This window comes from Stutzerimonas chloritidismutans AW-1, assembly GCF_000495915.1.
GTDB classification, from domain to species: Bacteria; Pseudomonadota; Gammaproteobacteria; order Pseudomonadales; family Pseudomonadaceae; genus Stutzerimonas; species Stutzerimonas chloritidismutans.
On sequence record NZ_AOFQ01000041.1, the window covers coordinates 1 to 16,347 of the forward strand.

Genomic DNA, 16,347 nt, shown 5'->3' on the forward strand with positions numbered 1-16,347 from the left:
TTCCTCCCGCCGTTAGCTCAGCTTGAACATTTCAGCGTGTTTAAAGCCGATCAGGGTGTCCATCAGCTCACTGTCTTTACCGTCTGCCTTGGCCTGACGGGCCTCGGCCAGGGTATCCAGCACTTCTCCTACTCTGGGGCCAAACAGGCTTTCCAGATAAGACAAGGGGATCCGCGACTCCTCGAGTTGTTCACCATTGGGGCCGAACTTGGGTGGTGACATCGGTGGTACGTAGAACACGTTGGGCTGCGTCCCCCACTCCGCATGCAGCGGCAAGGCAACCTTGTACTTTTCTACCAGCAAATGGATGGGACCTGCTTCATCATCACGATAGCCTATCCAGCGAATGCGCCCTACACACTGCTGGGCACAGGCGGTGGGCAACCCCTTTTCAATGCGCGGATAGCAGAAGATGCACTTCTCGGACTTTGAGATTTGCTCATTGAAGTAGATTTTTTTGTAGGGGCAGGCGTTGACGCAATAGCGATAACCGCGACAACGCTCCTGATCCACCAGTACGATTCCGTCTTCCTGGCGCTTGTAAATGGCGTTGCGCGAGCAGGCCGCCAAACAGGCCGGGTTGGCGCAGTGGTTACACAAGCGTGGCAGGTAGAAGTAGTAACTGTTCGGGTAGTCGCCTTCACCCTCGTCCTCATCCCAGTTGGCACCCCAGGTTGGTTTGACGTGAGGACGCAGCCAGGGGTCGGTACCTGTCATCAGTGCTTCTTCGTAGTTGTATTCCCAGGGAATACCGTAGTCTTCCTGGCTTGGTTGCTTGCCTAAACGCAAGGCACCGTCTTTGTCGAAGCCACCGCCCATGTTCTGATAATCACGGGGATAGCCTTTACCCGGCATCGTTTCCACGTTATTCCAGTACATGAATTCGCGGCCATTACGGTTGGTCCACATCAACTTGCACGCGGCAGTACAGGTCTGGCAACCAATGCATTTGTTTAAATCTAAAACCATGCTGAGCTGGCGCTTAACAGTCATAATAATTTCCTCTTAAACGGCACGTGGGTCGTTAATGTCTTCCGGCTTCGCCAGTTCAATGTCGTAGCTTGATTCATGAATGTGCTGGTTGGCGTTCCATCTGCCGTAAACGTACCTCAGGTGCCCCCAGTTACCCACCAGCTCCAGTGGTTGCAAGAATATGGCGTGGGAAATGTTCATATTTCTGCGCTTGATGTACTGATGCGGCTCCCAGCCGTGCTCCATCATGATCGAGTCGGCAGGAATGCTCGGATAGAACTTCGCCTGAGCAAAAAAGTCACCGTTGCCGTTAAACAGCCGTACCGTGTCACCGTCCTTGATACCTTTTTGTGCTGCCAGTTTCGGGTTGATGTAGATATTCGGTTCGCCACGCTGCAAACGCAGCAGGTATTTATTACTGCGCCAGTTGGAGTGGATACCCCAGCGTGCGTGTGGCGAGTAGAACTTCAATGGGTAGTTGGATGCCTTAGGCCCGGCGTGCAAACGCGCGGTGGGCACTGTGGACTTCAACTTCTCAAACCACGGGTGGTCACAATAGAAGGTGATACGACCGGTCAAGGTATCGTAGGGCTCCTTGCCATCGGTTTGTGCGGTGAACGGGTTATAACCTTCATCTGGCTTTAACGGCTGGTTCAGGCCCGCATGCTCATTCATCACAATGAAGCCTTTTTCGGCAGCTTCCTCGATGGTGACACCACCGAATTCCGGCGAATCTTCGATGATATGTTTCAGTACATCGTAATCGGTATTGAGCGCGCCATTACGGGTAAAGTCGTCGTGAATGGTATGCAGATCACGGGTAACATCACCATCCTGAATCGGGCCTATACCGCGCGCAATGGCTCTTTCCTGAATTTTTTTGGTCAGCAGCGCCATGATTTCCCAGTCTGGCTTTGACTCACCGACCGGCTCTACCGGGCGGGTGAAAATGTTGGCAAAGCGGTGAAAGCCCTGGGTGCGTATATCCCAGGCTTCATAATGGCTGGCCGCCGGCAGCACGTAATCTGCCCACTCGGCGGTGGAGTCCATGCGCACGTTAATGTTCACATACAACTCTTCAGCCTGGCGTAAGTGCTCTTCGCGGTACTTTTCCGACATCTTGTTACGACGGAAAGTGTTGTCCGCGATGGAAATCATGCCTTTGATTTCGCCGTAGTACGGCATCCAGCCTTTTTCGATGGATTCGTTCATCATCTCTTCCATCTCATCGAGATCGAAGCCGACGCGCTCTTTTAGTTTTTTGTTATCGAAATGGTTACGGGCACCTTCCATCATGCCGCCACGCAAAAACTCACCCAAACCACCGGCTTCCTTGCGCGCTGACTTCTTGCCTTCAAAGCCCGCCAATTCCGACAAGCGTGGGTGATTCCACGACACCACCCAGGAGGTATCCAAACCACCGGTACGACCACCATGTCCAGTCAGTGCCAGGGTTAATGCATAGCCCCAGCAGGTGTACAAGCAGTTGGAGTAACTTGAAGTCATAAAGCCCAGCATGATGATGGCTTTTTTAGCCGCCGCCAGATGACGGGCTTCCTGGCGCACAATATCCGGGTGAATATTGGTCTCTTCCTGGGTTTTTTCCGGAGTGTACTTGGCGGCTTCTTTTTTAACCTGTTCAAATACCGTGGTGACCGAAATGCCTTCTACCTCGAAGGTGCCCTCAATGGCCGGATCGACATTACCCAACTTAAGGGTCTTGTCTTCATCGCCCATAGTGCCTTTCGCTTTTACTGCTTGCTGGCTGTTCAGATCCCAGTGGTAGAACACCTGATCAGAACCGCCTTCCACCAGATCCGCTTCACGCAGCAGCTTACCGTTGTCGGTACGCACCAGCATCGGCAAGTCGGTTTGCTCTTTCATAAACTCAGGTTTGAACAGCTTCTCGGCAATGATCACGTTGACAAATGACATGGCCAAGAATGGATCACTCCCTTGATGGATCGGCATCCACAGATCGGTGTGAATAGCACTGGGGTTGTAATCCGGTGCGGTACTGGTGATGCGTGCGCCATTGTATTTGGCTTCCCAGATATAGTGGGCATCCGGGATACGGGTGGCGTTCGGGTTAATCATGCCGAGCATTATGTAGTCGGCATCAAACCAGGCATCGGAGGTGAAACTTTCCATCGGGTTACCGTACGCCAGATGCGCACCGGTAATCAAATCTCCCACCGCGGCAACATGGTCCAGTTGAATACCACCGACCAGCGCAGCAAAGCGTGCAGGGCCGGCGTAACGGACCATAGACTTGTTACCCGAACCTTGGTGAGTTTTCAGCTTGCCAGGGCCGTGTTTGACAAAAATATCGATGATTTTGTCAGCCACTTCTTCAGTGGCCTGATCCCAGGAAATTCGCTGCCACTTGCCTTCACCACGTTCGCCGGCACGTTTCAATGGATAGCGTAAGCGGTCAGCTTCGTACATGGAGGTGGAGTGAATCGCACCTTTTTGGCAGCCTCGAGGGTTGGCATCCGGGATGTTTTCGTGAACCTGTGGGTATTTGGCAATCTGTTCTTCGCGGACCACGATGCCATCTTTAACGTAGACGTTCCAGGCGCAGTTACCCATGCAGTTGATACAGTGTGCCGCGTGGCCGACGGAGTCCCACGTCCACTCGTTGCGATATAAATCTTCCCAGTCACGATAGGGATATTCGCTGGCCAGGGTCTCGCCCACGGGTTCAAGGCGGTTTAGTCCCCAGACGTTACCACTCAGCATGACGCCCGCCCCCGTCACGCTCAGCCCTTTAAGAAAATCCCGGCGCTTCAGTTTCCACATTCCCATGGTTTTCTCCTCATCGACGATGATGCCGACGTGCCGGGACAATCCGGTGACGGCGTGCAGGTGACAGTGACGTCACCGTCTATTTGGTGTGTTGGTGTGTTTGGCCAAGACTCCTGGCGTGGGAGCCAGCCATACAGATGTCGATAGCTCTGCAGACAGCTCCCGGTATCAAGAGGGATTCAGTATTCATAAACAATAGCAACGGGAACGCGTTCCTGTGGAACGCACCCCCGTCGTATCATTTTTTTCTTGGTCCGCTAAGGAAGGTCTGAAGTAGCCCTGTATTTCCGGTCGACTTCAGCCCTCGCTGCTTTTGAAAGCGGGCCGCCGATCAAAATCGACCAGGTAACCCGCTCAGTTCTCCGTTTTTGGCCGCCGCGAGCACCTCGCAGCAGCCATTTTCCGCATTACAGGCGTACCTCTCCTGCGGTAGTCAGCAAATGTCGGCGCGCCATCCATAGGTTTGACAGCGCGAACAGCGTCACCAGCTGAGCGGTGTTCTTGGCCAGGCCACGGAAGCGCACCTTCACGTAACCGAACTGGCGCTTGATCACTCGAAACGGGTGCTCGACCTTCGCTCGCACTTGTGCCTTGGCCTTCTCGATCTTGCGCTTGGCTTTGTACAGGGCGCTGCGTTTATCGAGCTTCTTGTAGGTGCTGCGGCGTGCTGCGACCTGCCAGATCACTTCGCGGCCAGCATGTTCGGGGCGCTTTTCGACGCCGGTGTAGCCGGCATCGGCGCAGACGACGTTCTCTTCACCATGCAGTAGTTTGTCGACCTGGGTGACATCCGCCACGTTTGCCGCCGTGCCGACCACGCTGTGCACCAGCCCCGACTCGTCATCCACACCGATGTGGGCCTTCATGCCGAAGTAGTACTGGTTGCCCTTCTTGGTCTGGTGCATCTCCGGATCGCGCTTGCTGTCCTGGTTCTTGGTCGAGCTGGGCGCGTGGATCAGTGTGGCATCGACGATAGTGCCCTGGCGCAGCGACAGGCCGCGATCCCCCAGGTAGCCATTGATTACGCCGAGGATGCCGGCTGCCAGCTCATGTTTCTCCAGCAAGCGACGGAAGTTGAGGATGGTGGTTTCGTCGGGAATGCGCTCCAGGCTCAGCCCGGCGAACTGACGCAGGATGGTCGTCTCGTAGAGCGCTTCTTCCATGGCCGGGTCGCTGTAGCCGAACCAGTTCTGCATCAGATGGATACGTAACATGGCCATCAGCGGATAGGCTGGACGACCACCTTCACCCTTTGGGTAGTGTGGCTCGATCAGGGCAATCAATCCCTTCCACGGCACCACCTGATCCATCTCGATCAGGAACAATTCCTTACGGGTCTGCTTGCGCTTGCCGGCGTACTCGGCGTCGGCGAAGGTCATCTGCTTCATGGAAAAACTCGGCTGGCGGGATCGGCGTATTTCACCAGATTCGGGAAGTCTTTTTCAGACCATCCCTAATGGTGGCCAGCCTACATCTAAACAGAGCCGTCCTCCATCGCTTAGCCGCCGTCATCACGGCTTTTTCAACTTCATTTGACCAAGATCAACAGAGCCGTATTTAGCGCTAACCAAGGCTTGCAAAAGGGGCCTGCAACGTTCCTAATAAATTCATGGATATGGTTGTCGAAGTACTGTCACTATAAAGGGAAACAAAATGTCGAATAACTGGGTAAAAGGGTCTGTTGCCGCGGTATTGCTGGGGATGATGGCGCAATCGGGGTTGGTTATGGCCGCAGGGGATGCCGCAGCCGGAGCGCAGAAAGTAGCGGTCTGTGCCGCCTGCCATGGCGCTAACGGCACGTCGGCGGTAAATATCTATCCCAATCTTGCCGGTCAATGGGCGCCCTATCTCGAGAGTGCACTCAAGGCCTATCGGGCAGGTGAGCGTACTGGTGGCATGACGGCCATGATGGCCCCGCAGGCCGCCAATTTAAGTGATGAGGATATTGCTGATATTGCGGCCTTTTACAGCGAGCAATAACAGCGGTTTTTAGGGTCTGTTGACCTTGCGCCAGGCAAAGAGGTAAAAGAAAGGTGGCAACCCAGTTTTTTGTTGCTTTGACAGAGCTGGCTGAACAATTTGTGACGGCCCATCTGCAACACGTGTGCTGCGGGAAATTGATTCATAGATTCAGTTAGCCAAGAGGTTTTATGTATGAAAACACCAATTTTTTAGATTCTAGAATTTCATTTATTCATTTCACACAAGGGGATATCCATGACCAACATGTCGATTCGCAGTTTCAAATTGAGTCTCGCTGCCACTGCTATCGGGGCAGCCATAGCGATGGCTTCGTCACCTGTTGTTGCTCAGCAGGCAATGCAACCCATGCAACCGATGAAAATCGAGCGGGGAACCATCCTGACCCAGCCCGGGGTCTTCGGCGTTTTTACAATGTTCAAATTGCGCCCTGATTGGAGCAAGGTGCCAGCAATGGAACGCAAGAGCGCCGCGGAAGAAGTTAAGAAACTAATTGAAAAACATAAGGATAACGTTCTGGTTGATCTCTACCTAACACGTGGCCTAGAAACCAATTCCGACTTTTTCTTCCGCATCCACGCCTACGACTTGGCAAAAGCCCAGACCTTCATGCGCGAATTCCGCTCGACAACGGTCGGGAAGAATGCCGATGTTTTTGAGACCCTTGTCGGTGTAACAAAGCCCTTAAACTACATCAGCAAAGACAAGTCTCCAGAGCTGAATGCGGGACTTACTTCGGCTACCTATAGCGGGCCGGCACCAAGATATGTGATCGTAATCCCCGTCAAGAAAAACGCGGAATGGTGGAACATGTCGCCGGAAGAGCGTCTGAAAGAGATGGAAGTTCACACGACACCTACCTTAGCCTATCTCGTGAACGTCAAGCGTAAGTTGTACCACTCAACTGGCTTGGATGACACCGATTTCATCACCTATTTTGAGACCGATGATCTGACAGCATTCAATAATGTGGTGCTGTCTCTGGCGCAGGTCAAAGAGAATAAATTCCACGTTCGTTGGGGCAGTCCGACAACGCTCGGAACCATTCACTCTCCGGAAGACGTGATAAAGGCGCTTGCCGAGTAAACGGCAAGGCTGTTCCTCCCATGCGCGCCTGGAACAGCCTTGTCTCGCGATCCTTGGGCCAGACCCAAGGATCGCCATACCCCAGTATTTGAGCATTTGAGAGTCTGAAGCTCACCTTGCTCGTTTCAGATCGCCGAGTAACCGACTCGCTATTATGCATGCCAATTAAATGACAAACATTCTCAAATCGCTGCGCCAACCAAGCACTAAGCGTTATCTACTACCCGCTGGACAAGACCTCAGCGTTCCAGCCTTATGTCGGTGCCGGCATCAACTACACTTGGTTCTTCGACACCGAACTGAGCAGCAGCGCCGAGGACAAAGGTTTTAGCGGACTGGACATGAAGGACTCTTGGGGCCTGGCCGCTCAAGTTGGCATGGACTATATGCTGACCGACAACATCATGCTGAACGCTCAGCTTCGCTATATCGACATCGACACGACCGGCACCACTTACTTGGCTGGCGACAAAGTCAAAGTCGACGTAGACGTCGACCCCTTCGTCTACATGGTCGGTCTCGGCTACAAGTTCTGACGTAACCGGCCCAGCCGGATCGCAGACAGACAAAAGGCGCCTAGGGCGCCTTTTGTGTTTTCAGAGTTTGCAACCTACAAACCCAACAGCTTCGCCAACCCTTCCCGCATGCCGGTCGGCGGTTCCGGCAGACGATAGCGCTGCACTAGCCGGGCATTATTCGCCCGCGAATGACGAATATCCCCCGGCCGCGCGGCCTGATAGCTCACCTCGGGAAGCCCGCCCAACACGTCACCGATCGCCGCCAGCAGCTGATTCAGCGAAGTGGCCTGATTCAGCCCAACATTCACCGCGCCCTCCACCGCCTCGGGCGACTCCAGCGCCTGCACCAACACCTCGACCAGATCGGCAACGTAGAGAAAATCGCGCGTCTGCTCGCCATCGCCGAACACCGCAATCGGCAAACCCTTCTGCGCCCGCTCGGTGAAGATGCTGATCACCCCGGAATACGGTGACGATGGATCCTGCCGCGGCCCGAAGATATTGAAGAAACGGAACACCACCGGCTCCAGACCATGCTGGCGCCGATAGAAATCCAGGTAGTGCTCGCTGGCTAGCTTGTCCGCGGCGTAGGGTGTCAGGGGCGCCTTCGGTGTGTCCTCATCGATAGCATGGCCTTCGCCGTTGTTGCCATAGACCGCTGCGCTCGAGGCAAACAGCACACGCTTCACACCCGACTCGCGCATCGCCTCGCACAGATTCAGCGTGCCAATCAGGTTGCTCTGGTGCGTACCGAATGGATCATCCACCGACGCCTGCACCGACGCCACCGCGGCCAGATGCACCACCGCCCGACATCCCTGCACCGCACGACGCACGCTATCGGCATCGGCGACATCGCCGACGATCAGCTCCACGCGTGCATCTTGCGGCAGGTTTTCGCGCTTGCCGGTCGAGAGATTGTCCAGCACACGAACGGCATAGCCGCGCGCCAGCAACGCATCGACCAGGTTCGATCCAATGAACCCGGCACCGCCGGTGACTAGAATCGGGGCATCAGCCATGACGGTAATAGCGCTCCAACAGGCTCGGCAACCCGGTGCGCCAGGCGCGAGGCTTGATGCCGAAAGTGGTGAAAATCTTCTTGCAGGCGAGTACGCCGTGCTGCGCTTCGGCTGCGGCATCCGAACAGGCGGCATGCGCCACGGCCGTCAGATTCGCCGTTGTGACGTCGCGATACTTGCCGGCCTCGCCGAGCAACGCCTGGGCGACCAGCAACGGGGTGGAGGCCTCATGTCCGCCGTAGTGATAGGTACCCCACAGCGGAGCCTGGCAGTCGAGCTGCTTCAATACCGCAAGGATCACACGCGCGGCATCGTCGACAGGTGTCGGATTGCCGCGCCGGTCATCCGCCAGCAGTATCGCCTCGCTCTGCTCGAGTCGTTGCAGCACTCGCCCTAGAACACCGTCCCGACTGTCATCGAGCAACCAGCCAAAACGCAGCAGGACATGTCGCGGGCATAGCGAACGCACACTCTGCTCGATGCGCCAAAGCGCCCTGCCTCGTGCATCCAGCGGCGCCACTTCGTCCTTTTCGCTATAAGCCGTGGTTCGGGCACCGTCGAATACCCGGTAGCTCGATGGCTGCAACAGGACGAAATCATGGTGCTGACAGAGTTCGGCGAGCCGCTCGACCGCACGTTCCTGTGCGGCGAGCGCCGGCTCGTTGGGCTGTCCGCTCTGGAACCAGTCGTAATAGTAGGCAAGGTTGACCACGACATCCGGACGGTTGTCGTCGAGCAACTGGGTAAGACTGGCGGCGTCCCAGCCCTGAGCGGGCGGTCGCGGTGCGAGGAAGCCGATGTCTTCCTCGGCGCCGAGGCGGATGAGCGCCTGGCCCAGGGCATTGCCGCCGCCCAACAGCATCAGGCGCATTCGCATTCAGATAACTCTAGAAGGGCAATGAGCACCTGACACCCAAGCAACATATAAAATCCTTTGTCTTTCAGCAACTTGCAGCACATAACCGCATTCTCGTAAATAATTTTGTAAATTTTTAGACGTTAGAGCGCCTAAAACTTTACGAAACGACATGATTCCCGTAGGGACTGCAGAAGGTACCGCGACCGCGGATAACCCTTTGCCTTTTCGATCGCAGAATGCGACGACTCTGCTCATGAATGCTGATTAGGCGGCCAGCTACCCCGTTCCTACGGCAGAGCGGTAGGCATACATAGCCATCCTATGTGAATCTGAGGCCCGCAGGCCAGTGCTCTAAACTGGAAAATTCATTAATTAGAGAGCCGGGTGGCATCGATGCATCCTGAAGTCATGGCCTTCGCCGATCAACGTGATGGCCGCCTCGCTCTCGACAGCCTATAGAGGCGCGCCCGCATTTACGCAGATAGTTGCCGCTTGTAACTGACAGCAATCAGCTGCTAGTCAGTGGATAAGGTGACCAATAACGAAGAAAAGCTTGGATACAATACCCCATTCAAGCGCCGGCCAGGCAGCCGCCACTCCGGCTGACACCGCAGCCAGCGAGAGGCAGTTCTATTCTCATTCAAAGAACTAGGACTATATTAACAACAAATTTATTCACGTAATTGAAACCGAGCATCAAGACTACAATAGTGGCGCGGGGTGTTGCGAGTGGGCCATGGCGTCCTTTGGAAACTGTTGCGCCATAGAATTAAACCTGTTTCCAGAAAACTATGAGTGCTCGTGAAGCAATCGTGCGCCGCCCTAACGGGCAACAGAAAGTAGAGTCGCTGGGTAGGCTTCCAGAAGTTTCGCCACCTATCATTGGTATATTATCGAAAGGTGATGCTACCTAAATCGGCAGTGAGTCGTCTTGCAGGGCCGGTTGCGGCGGAAGGATGGATTTAAACGAATCGACTCCAGCCTGATAGATGCAAACCGTCCCATCCTGAGCTATGTTCTCTACCTCCCAGGGGGTCGACCTGCAAACCTCAGGCTTGCCAGCCATGCTTTCTACGGTGCACGCACCACTGAATGGGCACGGAGTAGGCCTCAAGGGTTCTTGTGTCTCAAAGCGCGTATCTTTCAGGTGTTGCTGTACATAATGAATACAGGACTGCAGCACCGCGAAAGCTTCGCGCATATCTGCAGGCAAATCCACTACGCTTCCTTCTGCGCCCTCCCAGCGTATTTCAAGCTCTCCCCCTGGTTTTCCTTGAAAAACCACGCGCTCAAGCAGATTCGCTGCAATATTTTTAAAGTTTTTAATGGTCATAGGTTCGCGCAGAAATGCCAACTCCAAGAACTGGCGCTGTCGACGCACATCCAATCCTTTAAGCAGCAGTTTTTCATAGACTTGCAGCCCCTTCGACAGAAGCTCCGACCCCTCAAAAATCTTATAAAACATTGGAATGTGGCGGTCTCGGAACAGCCCGGAGTAGTTCTCAAATCCGTCCAAGATGTCGTTTACGATAGCTGTAAACATTACGGCACCGGAGGTGCCTTCTTCATAGCGCTGAAGTTGGCTGAGAGATGTGAGCGCGACCGAAGGGCTCGGTGCAAGCAGAGCTAGAGTACCAAGGACTACACGCTGATCTGCAGGGACTTCGCAGCCAGCCAAAAACTCAAGAAGAGGCCCAAAGGCCAGATAGGGAAACCCAGGTGTGTGCGTATCAGCCTCGGATTCTGCAACTCCAGCACGTATTCTTATATCCCGCTCGATCTCATAGGCAATACCTTCGGTAATGAAATCCAGGCCAGGTGAAAAGGTAAATTGTAACTCAGTGTCATCATCAAAAAACGCTGTCACATAAAATTCGACTTGCTGCTCAGGGTCTATCACCACTGCGGGCACTAGCGATTGACTGGGACTGACCTCAGAGAACTCCCAGCGCATCACTCGCCGCCATTTGTAGTTGGGGGGAATGTGCTTCACGTAGCCTTTCAAATTGCGCAAGCTATCGAATGTCGCCCGGAGTTGGACTCCTCGCTTATCATCAGCGCCAAACCCCATACTGTCATCGACCTTCTGGGCTTGGAGCTGTTGCCGCTGACCGAAAACTGACCCAGTAGAGGCTGTTCTGCCGACTGAAAACTGACCCAGGTGTTCAACTGCTTCTGCTCAATTTTTGAGCAGGAGAACACAGGGTGATCAGTATGGAAATGATGGGCAAAATTCGGCGGATGTATTTCCGCGACAAGCTGTCGCTGCATGAGATAGCCAAGCGCACCGGGCTGGCGCGCAACACGATTCGCAAGTGGGTCAGAGCACCTGAGGCCAAGCAGCCGGTGTACCAACGCCGCGCGATCTTTAACAAACTCAGCCCTTTTCACGTCACGCTAGAGCAGGCGCTAAAAGCCGATTCGCTGCGCCCCAAGCAACAGCGGCGCAGTGCCAAGGCGCTGTTGGCGCAAATCAAAGCCGATGGTTATGACGGTGGCTACAGCCAGCTCACCGCGTTTATCCGTGCCTGGCGAGGGGGACAGGGCAAGGCGTCGCAGGCCTTTGTGCCGCTGACCTTTGCTCTTGGCGAGGCGTTTCAGTTTGACTGGAGCGAGGAAGGCTTGCTGGTCGGCGGCATTTACCGGCGTATGCAGGTGGCACATCTGAAGCTGTGTGCCAGCCGTGCGTTCTGGCTTGTGGCGTATCCGAGCCAGGGCCATGAGATGTTATTTGACGCCCATACACGCTCGTTCGGCGCCTTGGGCGGCGTGCCGCGCCGGGGCATCTACGACAACATGAAGACCGCCGTCGACAAGGTCAATAAGGGCAAAGGCCGGGCGGTGAATGCACGCTTTGCGGTGATGTGCGCGCATTACCTGTTCGATCCGGACTTCTGCAACGTCGCCGCTGGTTGGGAAAAGGGCATCGTTGAAAAGAACGTGCAAGACAGCCGCAGGCGTATCTGGCTAGACGCCCAGGACTGTCAGTTTCACTCCTTCGAGGAACTCAATGCCTGGCTGGGCCAGCGCTGCCGCGCGCTTTGGAACGAGCTGACGCACCCTCAATACAGCGGGCTGAGTGTGGCCGAAGTGCTTGAGTTGGAGCGCGCTGAACTGATGCCTGTGCCAGCGCCATTCGACGGTTACGTCGAGCGGCCTGCGCGGGTCTCCAGCACCTGCTTGGTCAGCGTCGGGCGCAACCGCTACTCGGTGCCGTGTGAGTACGCGGGTAAGTGGGTCAGCAGCCGTTTGTATCCGACGCGAATCGAGGTGGTGGCTGACGACGCGCTGATCGCCAGCCATGTCCGCTTGCTGGATCGCGACCAGGTCAGCTATGACTGGCAGCACTACCTCCCGCTGATCGAACGCAAGCCCGGTGCGCTGCGCAACGGCGCGCCCTTTGCTGATCTGCCGGCGCCGCTGCGTCAGCTTAAGCACGGTCTGGGGCGTCATGCCGGCGGTGACCGGATCATGGCGCAAGTTCTGGCTGCCGTACCGGTCGCCGGGCTCGATGCCGTGCTGGTAGCCGTTGAGCTGGTACTGGAGAGCGGCAGCCTGAGCGCCGAACACATCCTCAATGTCGTGGCGCGCCTGGCCGCGACCGAACCACCACCCAGCGTCGAAACCCACTTGTCGCTCAAGGAAGCCCCCGTCGCTAACACGGCGCGCTACGACCGCCTGCGTGGCCAGGCCGAGGAGGTCGGTCATGCGTGATTTGATGGCGGAACTCAAGGAGCTGCGCCTGCACGGCATGGCCACGGCCTGGGCGGAGTTAACTGCACAGGGTGAGTCGAACACAGCCTCGTCCAAGTGGCTGCTCGAACACCTGCTGGAACAAGAGCACACAGATCGCGCCATGCGCTCGGTGAGCCACCAGATGAACATGGCCAAGCTGCCGATGCACCGCGATCTGGCCAGCTTCGATTTCAACGCCTCTAGCGCCGACGCACGCCTGATCAGCGAGCTGGCCAGCCTGGCCTTTACCGACACCGCGCAGAACGTGGTGCTGATCGGTGGGCCAGGCACCGGTAAAACCCACCTAGCCACCGCGCTGGCCGTGTCCGGCATCACCCGGCATGGCAAGCGCGTGCGCTTCTACTCCACGGTCGATCTGGTCAATCTGCTGGAGCGCGAAAAACACGACGGCAAAGCCGGGCGGATCGCCCAGGCACTGCTGCGCATGGATCTGGTCATCCTCGACGAACTGGGTTATCTGCCGTTCAGCCAGGCTGGCGGTGCGTTGCTGTTTCACCTGCTGTCCAAGCTGTACGAACACACCAGCGTGGTGATCACCACCAACCTGAGCTTCGCCGAATGGTCGAGCGTGTTCGGCGACGCCAAGATGACCACCGCCCTGCTGGATCGGCTGACCCACCACTGCCACATCGTCGAAACCGGTAACGAGTCCTATCGCCTGCAACACAGTAGCTTGGCGGCCCAGGCCAAGATCAAATCACGGGAGCGAAAGCGTAAGGGCGGCCAGGAACCGGAGGACGATGAGTCGTTCTGATTTCATGGTGACGACGGCCTGCTGCATGGCTGCATGTGGCAGGTCTTCAACAGCTGAACTGGGACAGCGAGGGAGTGGGTTCAAAAGCAGCTGCGCTGGTAGACTTATCCACAGTTGCTGGTAACAAAATCAGCAATCCGCCCTGGGTCAAATTTCAATCGGCAGGGTGGGTCAATTTTCCATCAGCGCCAACATCGCTAACCGGCCAGAAGCGGACATTCACAGTGACTGAGGAATGAGGGGCGGGTCACTTTTGCTCGGATAACCTAACGTTGGAATTCAGCGGCTGCCGTAGGCAGTCCGCTGGAATGACTTGTTAGGCAACAACTCCACTGCCTATGGGTTTATAGCGGATTTACTTAGGTTGGTACTCCAATGATGAATGGTGAAGGTTAATGCGCAAATTTCCCGCATCGTCTTTAACGTAACCCCACGTTTTGTCAACGGTAGTCACTTTCCCATTTTTATCTGTGAAGTGAACTTTCCCCATAGTAATTGCGCTATTGCCATCAAGAAAAATAGCAGAAGTGACAGGCTCACATTTTTTCCAGCCTTTTAGAGCAAAACCTGTGTCGGCAGGGAAGGATGGGTCACCGCCAACGAAATAAGATAGCGCACCGGCACGTGTGGGGCGAAATGTTTGAGGGTTCACCGTGAGCGTAGGCTTAAAGAGTACTGCGCCCATTTGGTAGGCGTAAGCGGAATCTATGACTTTCTCGGCCAATGCTCTCGCTGCTACTTTTCCATCCTTTTCGTATGCGGCGTTGATATCAAGAAGAGCAGCACACCATGCTTGCTGAGCTGTTAATGCTTCCTTCTCTGTTACTGCCTGATTTACAACGATGGGCTCGTTTGCGTTCGCAATATTTGAGGTAAGTGCGACTAATGCTGTTAATGCTACAAGTTTGACTTTCATAGTTGGGAGACCTCTGGGTTGAAAGAATTGGATTGTTGCGTGTTTGACTGTGCCTAACGTTCAAATTGAGGGGCTGGCCGCCACGAAACGTGAACGGAGCCCCGAAAGTTCAAGAAACCGCAGGCCGTAAAAGAACGCTTATCGGCCAGTCCCTCTCGAATGTAGGGTTAGGCCGGAGAATGGGCGCACAGGCGAAACAGCGACCAACCCCAGCGCCACTTTACACCGCGAAACGTGAAGCCGCCACGGACAAAAAACCACCGAAGCCGCCCCGCCTGGCCGTCACCGCCGCCCGGAAAAACAGCGGCGGTTACGAAAGGCAGGGCCAGGTTTCGCCATCTTCTGAGGATGTGATTTTATATCCGTTTCGCTCTAGCACTAGCAAGGCAGGAATGAGAGTATTTGCTGCAGCTGAAATCTTCATGTGTTTGCCTAACGCCGCAATCACCCGCTTGTCGGGTGCATTGCTTTGTTATGCGCTTTCTCTGCAAGTGCGTTGATCGCACATTCATCTAACCGGGCACGCCGTACCTCTTCGAATATCCGAGCGCCCGAGCGCTCGTAGAAGCTCCTTCCTCGATCATTGTCGGTAGCCACGATCCAGTCAATACGCCCGCAGCCAGTATTCTGAGCGAGGATACACAGCTCTGAGAGTAGAGCTTCGCCCACACCGCTTCCCCGGAACTGCGGATAGACAAACAGATCGTCTAGCCAGATGCCAGGCTTGGCAATGAACGTGGAATAGATACTGTAGTACGTCGCGATACCCACGGCCTCGCCTGACTTCATGGCCAAGAGCGCAAACGCCTTGGGTTGTTCGGAGAAGAAAGCTTCCTCAATGTCAGCTTCCGTAGATTGAAGCGAATTCAAACACCCATCGAATTCCGCTTTTCCTCGAACAAGGTCGAGTATCGCAGGAACGTCCGCTTTTTCTGCCTTCCTGATTTCAATAATAAGAGTACCCTCTCTATGGATGCGCATAACGCCGCCAACACGCGCAGCTTTGTAGTGAAGGCGAAGCCGCAACCGAAATGGTGTCGCTATGCTTGGATTGGTTAGTGGCAGACGCCCGTGACGTTGGCTCTTGCCCAAAGCAGGCTCCCATGAAGCGTTGGCCGCCTACATTCTCTGCGGAGTGGTTGCCTCTCTAGTTCAGGCAACCAGCAGGTGACGTCTAACCGCGTGCTGTGCATCAGTCTTTCATATTCTTCCACGCGAATACCGAGGCCAAAATAATGATACCGATGGCAGCACCAAAGTATAACGTAGCGATCGTAGCGCCAATCTCTACCGCCTGCTCAAGGAACAGAACCACCAGTAGCACAACAGCCACTTGGCTTACTGTTATCTTCAAATCATGGAAGCTCTTAATGTCCAGAGGGTTTTGGGATTCTCTGTCATCATCAGACACCGGACGGATGAACAGACGATACAGGTTAACCGCCATGATCTGAAAAGTAATAGCGATCAGCAGGAGATCCAACAGCTTCAGGAGGCGAACCGCGAGGCTCTTGCCGTCGTCAGCAGAGACAGGTATATCACGTACTACATCCAGTGCGGTATTCCAGATTATGTTAACCGAGGCACCATACAAGAGCAAAGATGACACCGCACAGATAACGACTGCCACCCACACCATAAACCGACTACTTCTGAAAACTCTCTCGATCATAATT

The 16,347-nt window shown here is 55.1% G+C and carries 13 protein-coding genes and 1 pseudogene; 5 read left to right on the forward strand and 9 right to left on the reverse strand.

All coding sequences use genetic code 11. The annotated features are described in order from the left end of the window. Positions 1–12 precede the first annotated feature (12 nt). From clrB to F753_RS37940, 3 genes are all read right to left on the reverse strand, one after another. On the reverse strand, positions 13–993 hold the full coding sequence (clrB, locus tag F753_RS37930) for a chlorate reductase subunit beta (protein ID WP_031297398.1): 981 nt from the start codon (positions 991–993) through the stop codon (positions 13–15). Positions 994–1,005: 12 nt separating this feature from the next. Continuing rightward, positions 1,006–3,780 carry a chlorate reductase subunit alpha gene (clrA, locus tag F753_RS37935; protein WP_209320149.1) on the reverse strand — a complete coding sequence of 925 codons (2,775 nt, stop codon included), beginning with the start codon at positions 3,778–3,780 and terminating at the stop codon, positions 1,006–1,008. 407 nt (positions 3,781–4,187) lie between these two features. Beyond that, positions 4,188–5,168, reverse strand: a complete 981-nt coding sequence (locus F753_RS37940; RefSeq protein ID WP_023445617.1) for an IS5-like element ISPa16 family transposase — start codon at positions 5,166–5,168, stop codon at positions 4,188–4,190. Between the two features lie 265 nt (positions 5,169–5,433). Between F753_RS37940 and F753_RS37945 the strand changes: the two genes are divergently transcribed. The 3 genes and pseudogenes from F753_RS37945 to F753_RS0125000 all read left to right on the forward strand — a co-directional run. Next, complete coding sequence (locus F753_RS37945; protein WP_023445618.1) at positions 5,434–5,760, forward strand: c-type cytochrome; 327 nt, start codon at positions 5,434–5,436, stop codon at positions 5,758–5,760. A 237-nt stretch (positions 5,761–5,997) separates the two neighbouring features. Then, on the forward strand, positions 5,998–6,846 hold the full coding sequence (locus F753_RS37950; protein WP_023445619.1) for a chlorite dismutase family protein: 849 nt from the start codon (positions 5,998–6,000) through the stop codon (positions 6,844–6,846). A gap of 206 nt (positions 6,847–7,052) precedes the next feature. Beyond that, positions 7,053–7,382, forward strand: a pseudogene (locus tag F753_RS0125000) (OmpW/AlkL family protein); the annotation flags it as partial. A gap of 74 nt (positions 7,383–7,456) precedes the next feature. On the opposite strand, the gene F753_RS37955 reads toward F753_RS0125000, so the two are convergent. The 3 genes from F753_RS37955 to F753_RS37965 all read right to left on the reverse strand — a co-directional run bounded on the left by F753_RS37955 (position 7,457) and on the right by F753_RS37965 (position 11,199). Continuing rightward, on the reverse strand, positions 7,457–8,386 hold the full coding sequence (locus F753_RS37955; RefSeq protein WP_023445621.1) for an NAD-dependent epimerase/dehydratase family protein: 930 nt from the start codon (positions 8,384–8,386) through the stop codon (positions 7,457–7,459). Beyond that, positions 8,379–9,263 carry a sugar nucleotide-binding protein gene (locus tag F753_RS37960; protein WP_023445622.1) on the reverse strand — a complete coding sequence of 295 codons (885 nt, stop codon included), beginning with the start codon at positions 9,261–9,263 and terminating at the stop codon, positions 8,379–8,381. Before F753_RS37960 ends, F753_RS37955 begins: the two co-directional genes overlap by 8 nt. Before the next feature lie 892 nt (positions 9,264–10,155). Continuing rightward, the gene (locus tag F753_RS37965; protein WP_084799384.1) at positions 10,156–11,199 is read right to left on the reverse strand and encodes a hypothetical protein; all 1,044 of its coding nucleotides are present in this window, start codon (positions 11,197–11,199) and stop codon (positions 10,156–10,158) included. Between the two features lie 260 nt (positions 11,200–11,459). Between F753_RS37965 and istA the strand changes: the two genes are divergently transcribed. Together istA and istB are read left to right on the forward strand one after the other, a co-directional pair. Then, positions 11,460–12,959 carry an IS21-like element ISPst3 family transposase gene (gene istA / locus F753_RS37970; RefSeq protein ID WP_023444720.1) on the forward strand — a complete coding sequence of 500 codons (1,500 nt, stop codon included), beginning with the start codon at positions 11,460–11,462 and terminating at the stop codon, positions 12,957–12,959. Next, entirely contained in the window at positions 12,952–13,755 is an 804-nt protein-coding gene (gene istB, locus F753_RS37975; RefSeq protein WP_013983804.1) for an IS21-like element ISPst3 family helper ATPase IstB, read from the forward strand. The genes istA and istB overlap by 8 nt, the downstream gene beginning before the upstream one ends. Positions 13,756–14,110: 355 nt before the next feature. Here the strand turns inward: istB and F753_RS49135 are convergent, their stop codons facing one another. The 3 genes from F753_RS49135 to F753_RS37985 all read right to left on the reverse strand — a co-directional run bounded on the left by F753_RS49135 (position 14,111) and on the right by F753_RS37985 (position 16,343). After that, a complete protein-coding gene (locus tag F753_RS49135) occupies positions 14,111–14,671 on the reverse strand; it encodes a hypothetical protein (protein WP_003245852.1) in 561 nt (186 codons plus the stop codon). A gap of 444 nt (positions 14,672–15,115) precedes the next feature. Then, positions 15,116–15,763 (reverse strand): GNAT family N-acetyltransferase, encoded by a 648-nt coding sequence (locus F753_RS37980; protein WP_015278138.1) that lies wholly within the window; start codon positions 15,761–15,763, stop codon positions 15,116–15,118. Between the two features lie 100 nt (positions 15,764–15,863). Next, the gene (locus F753_RS37985) at positions 15,864–16,343 is read right to left on the reverse strand and encodes a YqhA family protein (RefSeq protein ID WP_015278137.1); all 480 of its coding nucleotides are present in this window, start codon (positions 16,341–16,343) and stop codon (positions 15,864–15,866) included. Positions 16,344–16,347: the final 4 nt, after the last annotated feature.

Excerpts from the sequence above, each read along its gene's own strand:
- clrB (WP_031297398.1), bottom strand. The coding sequence starts at position 993 with ATGACTGTTAAGCGCCAGCTCAGCATGGTTTTAGATTTAAACAAATGC.
- clrA (WP_209320149.1), bottom strand. The coding sequence starts at position 3,780 with ATGGGAATGTGGAAACTGAAGCGCCGGGATTTTCTTAAAGGGCTGAGC.
- F753_RS37940 (WP_023445617.1), bottom strand. The coding sequence starts at position 5,168 with ATGAAGCAGATGACCTTCGCCGACGCCGAGTACGCCGGCAAGCGCAAG.
- F753_RS37945 (WP_023445618.1), top strand. The coding sequence starts at position 5,434 with ATGTCGAATAACTGGGTAAAAGGGTCTGTTGCCGCGGTATTGCTGGGG.
- F753_RS37950 (WP_023445619.1), top strand. The coding sequence starts at position 5,998 with ATGACCAACATGTCGATTCGCAGTTTCAAATTGAGTCTCGCTGCCACT.
- F753_RS37955 (WP_023445621.1), bottom strand. The coding sequence starts at position 8,386 with ATGGCTGATGCCCCGATTCTAGTCACCGGCGGTGCCGGGTTCATTGGA.
- F753_RS37960 (WP_023445622.1), bottom strand. The coding sequence starts at position 9,263 with ATGCGAATGCGCCTGATGCTGTTGGGCGGCGGCAATGCCCTGGGCCAG.
- F753_RS37965 (WP_084799384.1), bottom strand. The coding sequence starts at position 11,199 with ATGCGCTGGGAGTTCTCTGAGGTCAGTCCCAGTCAATCGCTAGTGCCC.
- istA (WP_023444720.1), top strand. The coding sequence starts at position 11,460 with ATGGAAATGATGGGCAAAATTCGGCGGATGTATTTCCGCGACAAGCTG.
- istB (WP_013983804.1), top strand. The coding sequence starts at position 12,952 with ATGCGTGATTTGATGGCGGAACTCAAGGAGCTGCGCCTGCACGGCATG.
- F753_RS49135 (WP_003245852.1), bottom strand. The coding sequence starts at position 14,671 with ATGAAAGTCAAACTTGTAGCATTAACAGCATTAGTCGCACTTACCTCA.
- F753_RS37985 (WP_015278137.1), bottom strand. The coding sequence starts at position 16,343 with ATGATCGAGAGAGTTTTCAGAAGTAGTCGGTTTATGGTGTGGGTGGCA.